This window comes from uncultured Thermosynechococcus sp. (assembly GCF_937958135.1).
In the GTDB taxonomy this organism is placed as follows: Bacteria; Cyanobacteriota; Cyanobacteriia; order Thermosynechococcales; family Thermosynechococcaceae; genus Thermosynechococcus.
This window is the reverse complement of the sequence record NZ_CALGOG010000009.1, coordinates 20,338-27,522: the sequence shown is the minus strand read 5'-3', so window position 1 is coordinate 27,522 and position 7,185 is coordinate 20,338. Positions and strand designations below refer to the sequence as shown.

Below are 7,185 nucleotides of genomic sequence, written 5' to 3'. Positions count from 1 at the left end.
AGGGCGATCGCATTGTCTGCCGAAAGAACCGCTTCTAGGGCCAACAACACCACCAGCAACAACAGGGTATCCAGTCCCCAGTTGGGTGAGAGTTCCAAGAGTTCATCAATCATGGGGCGAGGGAAGTTCTCCAAAGTTTTGGCTGCTTATCCTTATCGTCGCACAGCAGCGGTACAGCATTGTCCCAAGGACAGCACACTTAATCACTGGACTAGAATTAACTCAGAATTGTGATTGACCTTTAGAAATATTGTTCTGCCATGGGACTCATTAACAACATCTTAAAATCTGCAGGAAAGCTCGATCTGATTTCCTTAACCTTGTGCATTGCCGGTTCTCGCAAAATTTATCGTGACGATGATTATGGCCAATCCCCATGGCATATTTTTGCACCCAATTTGAGAATTTATGGTTTTGATGCCGATCCAGAGGCCTGTGATGCAGCAAATGCTGCCCTAGAAGCCCAAGGAATTACTTGGTTTGAGCGCCACTATCCCCTTGCTCTTGGGAAACAGGTGGGTGAATCAACCCTGTACATTACCAATGCAGTTCACTGTAGTTCCTTGTATGAACCGAATTTGAGCTATACATCACGGTTTCAAGGATTCAACCCCGGCTTAGGTGTTGCAGCAACCGTTCAAGTGGAAACAACAACACTAGATGCATTTGCCCAAACTGAGGGGCTGGAGAGTGTAGAGGTGCTCAAGGTGGATGTCCAAGGCGCAGACCTGGATGTTTTGCAAGGCGGTCAACATCTTTTAGCAGGAAGTACTTTAGCCGTCATTGTTGAAGTTGAGTTTTCGGAAGTTTATAGGGGGCAGCCGCTTTTTGGGGATGTTGATGCCTATTTACGGTCCCAAGGATTTGTACTTTTTGACTTACTGACCCATGATGGTTGGTGCCGATTGCCTCGCTACCTCTCACCTTTTCAGTCGCAGCGCCGCGCAGGCCAACTTCTATGGGCTGACGCAATCTACTTGCGGGATTTGCTCGGTGACGACCAACGGCAACACAATGCCCATCTACAAACCCCAGAGCACCTATTAAAGCTAGCAGCAATTGCCGATGCCCTGGACTTCCCTGATTATGCCTTAGAAATCTTGACCCAACTCACCCTTCGATACGGCGAAACTCCCCAGTGGAACTGCCGTTCTGAAATTTTTGCCATTTTAGAGCAAGCGAAACCTGTGATCAGTACTGATATCACTGACCTACCCATTGTGCAAGCGCTGTCTCAGCCAGTACCCTAGCTCTGAGGCAAAATGCGGCGGCTAAACTGCTGAATTTCCTCGCGAATGCCCCGTGGCAATTGGTTTTGTTTGGCAAGGGCTTGCTGGAAGTACTGCTGTGCCTCGGATCGATTGCCACTGGCGGCTAAAATCTGCGCTTTGAGGTATAGCAGTTCTGGATTATGGGGAGCCACCGCCAAGGCTTGATCAACCGCATTCAAAGCTTGCGGCCACTGCTGGCGATCGCGATAAGCTAAGGCCAGACCTCGATAACTCAGGTAATCGGGAGCAGCGTAGGTTTGCAGGGTTTGAATTGCCCGATCCATGCTGACAAAGCCGACATTACTGGCAATGCCCCACTCCATAAAGCCCCGCACCAGATTTAATTCCGGATCGCGAGGGTTGACCGCTTCAGCTCGCCCGACATGATCTAAGATTTGCTGTACACGCAATAGGGCGGCGGGGGCACCGGCCACAGGCCCTGCGCCAGCAGCGGAAATCTCATAGCCCGCCATCAGGAAATGTCCCACGGCTTGGTAGAGATTTCCCCGCAGGGGATCGCGCTGGGTAAGGGCTTGGGCAGCGCGGAGGGTTTCCTCAGCATAGCGTTTGTATCCTGCCCAATCTTCATTCAGGTAGGCAATGGCGGCAGCCAAGGTCAGGGTGAGCGGTTCTTGGCGATCGCGCTCTAGGGCAGCAGGCAGTAACTCTTTCCCTTTGACATAATCGCCATCGCGAAAGAGAGCCACAAAAACGGCTTCCGTTTGATCTGAAATGGGACGTGCCTGTGAGCCGGTGCGGAAAGGATCTTTGGCAAGGACAGCGGTGCTGAGTACCCAAGGGGCGATCGCTCCACTAAGATAGAGAGCAAAGCGTTGCCATAGGCGCAGTTGACGGGTTTGCACGGTTATCACCTCCGGAGTCTATCTCTTGTTTTTAGTTCGCCATCTCAGCTACCACCCCCCTGCTACCCCTCAGCCCATTTTACGGGACATCAATTTAGAGCTGGGGACGGCTGAACTGGGATTGATTATCGGACCCAGTGGATCCGGCAAGACTACGCTACTAGAGATTTTAGCGGGCCTGGCCACCCCCAGTCGCGGAATCATTCAATGGCAGGATCAGGTTCTCACACCTGAGCATTTACAACAGTTGGCCGGATTGGTCTTTCAGTTCCCGGATCGCTACTTCTGCGGCAGTACCATTCTGGAAGAGCTGCGCTTTGGTCACCCGGAAATTCCCTACGAGAATTTTTACCGCGCCCTTGCGGATGTTGGCTTGGAGCACCTGCCTTTGCACACTCGCCCCGAATCCCTCAGTGGCGGTCAGCAGCGTCGCCTTGCCCTTGCGGTACAACTGGTGCGCCAACCCTACCTGCTCTTGCTCGATGAACCCACAGCGGGTCTGGATTGGTCAATGCGCCGCCAATTGGTACAGGTGCTGCGCCGCCTGAAGGAACACTGGAGCCTCCTTGTGGTGACCCATGAGGCCACCGAACTGCGGGAGATTAGCGATCGCACGTGGCAATTGGCAAACGGTTGTCTAGTACCACTGACTTCTCAACAGTCAAGTTCTGTAATAAGTTTTAATACTTAGGTAGCAAAGCGTTGCAATTTGTTACCACAGAGGCGCAAAGTCGCTCCACAGCTTGATTTTCTGCTACAACCACAAGAGGTACAGCCCGTTGGGGAAAGAGAAAAGACGCTTAACACCTATCCAGCCAGGGGAGACGAGCCTCTCAGCATCGGTTCCCCGCAGTTACAAGGAGCTGTACATCCCACTTGGGGTTTGGTTTCGATCGTTACTAAGGAGTTTGAACGCATGTTCACCCACGTCAAGTCCACGATTCGGCATATCGCGCCAGCGGCGTTGAATGGGCGATCGCTGTTGCGAGTGGTGTATGTGGTACTTGAAGCCCAATACCAGAGCGCGCTATCGGCAGCGGTTCACAGCATTAACGACACCCATCCACAGGTGGCCATTGAAATCAGTGGCTATCTCCTTGAGGAACTGCGCAATCCTGAAAACTATGCCGCCTTCTGTGAAGACGTGGCGCGGGCGAATGTGTTTATTGCCTCCCTCATTTTCATTGAGGACTTAGCCGATAAGGTGGTTGAGGCAGTGCAGCCCTATCGCGATCGCCTTGATGTAGCAGTGGTCTTCCCCTCCCTGCCGCAGGTGATGCGCCTCAACAAAATGGGCAGTTTTTCCTTAGCTCAGATTGGCCAATCCAAGAGCGTCATTGCCAACTTTATGAAGAAGCGCAAGGAGAAATCAGGCGCTGGCTTCCAAGATGCCATGCTCAAACTCCTGCGAACCCTGCCCCAAGTGCTGAAGTACCTCCCCATTGATAAAGCTCAAGATGCCCGCAACTTCATGCTCAGCTTCCAGTATTGGCTGGGGGGGTCACCGGAGAACCTGCAAAACTTTCTCTTAATGCTGGCCGATCGCTACGTCTTCAAGGGTCAGCCCAATAGCCACCTCAGTTACCAAGAACCCATCACCTATCCCGACACGGGCATTTGGCACCCCTTGGCACCCCAGATGTTTGAGGATCTCAAAGAGTACCTCAACTGGTTCAACAGTCGCCGCGATATTGGTGCCGATCTCAAAGATCCCCTCGCCCCCACCATCGGTCTGCTCTTGCAGCGTACCCACCTTGTTACGGGCGATGACGCCCACTATGTGGCGATTGTCCAAGAATTTGAATCCCAAGGGGCAAGGGTGATTCCCGTCTTCTCCGGCGGGCTAGACTTTTCGATGCCGCTGGAAAAATTCTTCTACGATCCCGTCAACCCTGAAAAACCCATTGTTGACACGGTGGTGTCCCTTACCGGCTTTGCCCTTGTGGGCGGCCCTGCCAAGCAGGATCATCCCAAAGCTGTGGCAGCCCTAAAAAAACTCAACCGCCCCTACATGGTGACACTGCCCCTTGTATTTCAAACCACCGAGGAATGGGAGGACAGCGATCTGGGCCTGCACCCCATTCAAGTAGCACTGCAAATTGCCCTCCCGGAACTGGATGGGGCCATTGAGCCTATCATTCTCTCCGGTCGGGATGGCATGACCGGCAAGGCGATCGCCCTCCAAGACCGCGTGGAAATGATTGTGCAGCGGGCACTGAAGTGGGCTAATCTGCGCCGCAAACCCAAGGTAGAAAAGAAAGTTGCCATCACCATCTTTAGCTTTCCGCCCGATAAAGGCAATGTTGGTACGGCCGCCTACTTGGATGTTTTTGGCTCCATCTACAAAGTTATGGAAGCCCTGAAAAACAACGGCTATGACGTACAGGACATGCCGCAGAGTGCCGAAGCTCTGATGCAAGACATTCTCCACGATCCCCATGCTCAAGTGGGAAGTCCTGAACTCAACATTGCCTACCGCATGAGTGTAGCGGAATACGAACGCCTCACCCCTTACGCCAAACGGCTGGAGGAAAACTGGGGTAAACCGCCGGGGCACCTGAACAGTGATGGCCAGAACCTGCTGATTTACGGCAAAGCCTACGGCAACGTCTTTATTGGGGTTCAGCCCACCTTTGGTTACGAGGGCGATCCAATGCGGTTGCTCTTCTCCCGTTCCGCCAGTCCCCATCATGGTTTTGCTGCCTATTACACATTCCTCAACCACATTTGGCAAGCGGATGCGGTGCTCCACTTTGGCACCCATGGCTCCTTGGAATTCATGCCGGGTAAACAGATGGGCATGTCCGGGGACTGCTATCCTGACAATCTGATTGGCTGTATTCCCAACCTCTACTACTACGCCGCCAACAACCCCTCGGAAGCTACCATTGCCAAGCGCCGCAGCTATGCCAACACAATTAGCTACCTCACTCCGCCGGCGGAAAATGCAGGTCTTTACAAAGGACTGCGGGAACTCAGCGATCTGATTGGCTCCTACCAAACCCTCAAAGACAGCGGTCGGGGGGTTCAGATTGTGAACACAATCATGGACAAATGCCGCATGGTGAATCTCGATCAGGATGTGGCCCTCCCCGACAAGGACGCTGCGGATCTCAGTGCCGAGGAGCGGGATACCCTCGTGGGCAAGGTCTATATCAAGCTGATGGAGATTGAAAGCCGCCTCTTGCCCTGTGGCCTGCACGTCATTGGTAAGCCACCGACAACGGAAGAGGCAGTGGCCACCTTGGTGAATATTGCCAGCTTGGATCGCCCTGAGGAGGGTATCAAGAGTCTGCCGCGGCTCATTGCCGAGAGCCTAGGTCGAGACATTGACGAAATTTATCAGAATAGCGATCGCGGGGTACTGGCGGACGTTGAACTACTGCGCCAAATTAACGAGGCAACCCGTGCCGCCGTCCGTGCGCTGGTGCAAGCCCAAGCCGATGCCGATGGTCGTGTCTCACGGGTCTCGAAGCTGAACTTCTTCAACATGGGACGCAAAGAGCCATGGATGGAAGCTCTCCATGGGGCGGGCTATCCCCACGTGGATGCCGCTGCCCTCAAGCCCCTCATGGAGTATCTGGAATTCTGTTTGCAGCAGATTGTGGCCGACAATGAACTGGGGGCACTGCTACAAGCCCTTGAAGGTGAGTACATTCTCCCCGGACCGGGTGGCGATCCCATTCGTAACCCTGAGGTCTTGCCGACGGGTAAAAACATCCACGCCTTAGATCCCCAGGCCATTCCCACCGCCGCCGCTGTGCAGTCTGCCAAAGTCGTGGTGGATCGCCTCCTCGCGCGGCAAAAGGCGGAAAACAACAACCAATGGCCGGAAACCATTGCCATGGTGCTCTGGGGCACAGACAATATCAAAACCTATGGCGAGTCCCTTGCCCAAGTGCTGTGGCTGGTGGGGGCACGGCCACTTCCCGACTCCTTGGGACGGGTCAACAAAGTGGAACTCATCCCCCTAGAGGAACTGGGGCGGCCACGCATTGATGTTGTGGTCAACTGCTCTGGAGTATTCCGCGATCTATTTATCAACCAGATGGCGCTCATTGACCGAGCTATCAAAATGGCGGCTGAAGCCGATGAACCCCTGGAGCTGAACTTTATCCGCAAGCACGCCCTGCAACAGGCCTCAGAATTAGGGATTGAGCTGCGGCAAGCCGCGACGCGGGTCTTTACCAATGCCTCTGGTTCCTACGCGGCCAATGTCAACCTCGCCGTAGAAAATAGTTCTTGGGAGCAGGAGTCGGAGCTTCAAGAGATGTACCTCTCCCGCAAGTCCTTTGCCTTCTCGGCAGATTCGCCGGGGACAATGCAGCAGGCGCGGGAACTCTTTGAGACCGCCCTCAAAACGGTGGATGTGACGTTCCAAAATCTCGACTCCTCAGAAATTAGCCTCACGGATGTCAGCCACTACTTTGACTCAGACCCAACTAAGCTAGTGGGGGCACTCCGCGCCGATGGCAAGCAACCCAAGGCCTACATTGCCGACACCACCACGGCCAATGCCCAAGTGCGTACCCTCTCGGAAACCGTTCGCCTCGACAGCCGTACCAAGCTTCTGAATCCCAAGTGGTATGAGGGGATGCTCTCCCACGGCTACGAAGGGGTGCGCGAGATCTCGAAACGACTGGTAAACACAATGGGCTGGTCTGCGACCGCAGGGGCTGTGGATAACTGGGTTTATGAGGAGGCGAATGCCACGTTTATTCTCGATGAGCAGATGCGGCAGCGGCTGCTGAATACCAATCCCCACTCTTTCCGCAAAATGGTGAGCACCTTCCTCGAACTCCACGGCCGGGGCTACTGGCAGACCAGTGAAGCCAATCTGCAACTCCTGCGACAACTCTATCAAGAGGTTGAGGACAAAATTGAAGGAGTTGAGTAAACAACGTTAACGCTGTGCCCGCGGGGGGTCTTCCCCCCTTTTCATTTGGTTGCCGATGTGGTCGGAACCCCTAAACGCCTTGGGGGAACGGAAGCCATTTAAGCTCGGCTTGAGCGCAGCAGGAAACTCCGGCCTATCGCTACGCCGGCGCAAG

Annotated in this window: 4 protein-coding genes; 3 read left to right on the top strand and 1 reads right to left on the bottom strand. The window is 54.1% G+C overall.

All coding sequences use genetic code 11. The features are described from left to right. Nucleotides 1-260: 260 nt before the first annotated feature. Nucleotides 261-1,250: an FkbM family methyltransferase gene (locus tag Q0711_RS01295; RefSeq protein WP_298614715.1), complete on the top strand. Its 990-nt coding sequence runs from the start codon at nucleotides 261-263 to the stop codon at nucleotides 1,248-1,250. On the opposite strand, the gene Q0711_RS01290 is transcribed toward Q0711_RS01295, so the two are convergent. Then, a complete protein-coding gene (locus tag Q0711_RS01290) occupies nucleotides 1,247-2,134 on the bottom strand; it encodes a Sll0314/Alr1548 family TPR repeat-containing protein (RefSeq protein WP_298618044.1) in 888 nt (295 codons plus the stop codon). The two genes, Q0711_RS01295 and Q0711_RS01290, sit on opposite strands and share 4 nt — an antisense overlap. A gap of 25 nt (nucleotides 2,135-2,159) precedes the next feature. Here Q0711_RS01290 and Q0711_RS01285 point away from each other — a divergent pair, with 25 nt between their 5' ends. Then, a complete protein-coding gene (locus tag Q0711_RS01285; RefSeq protein ID WP_298614711.1) occupies nucleotides 2,160-2,825 on the top strand; it encodes an energy-coupling factor ABC transporter ATP-binding protein in 666 nt (221 codons plus the stop codon). Nucleotides 2,826-3,050: 225 nt separating this feature from the next. Continuing rightward, on the top strand, nucleotides 3,051-7,031 hold the full coding sequence (locus Q0711_RS01280) for a magnesium chelatase subunit H (protein ID WP_298614709.1): 3,981 nt from the start codon (nucleotides 3,051-3,053) through the stop codon (nucleotides 7,029-7,031). Nucleotides 7,032-7,185: the final 154 nt, after the last annotated feature.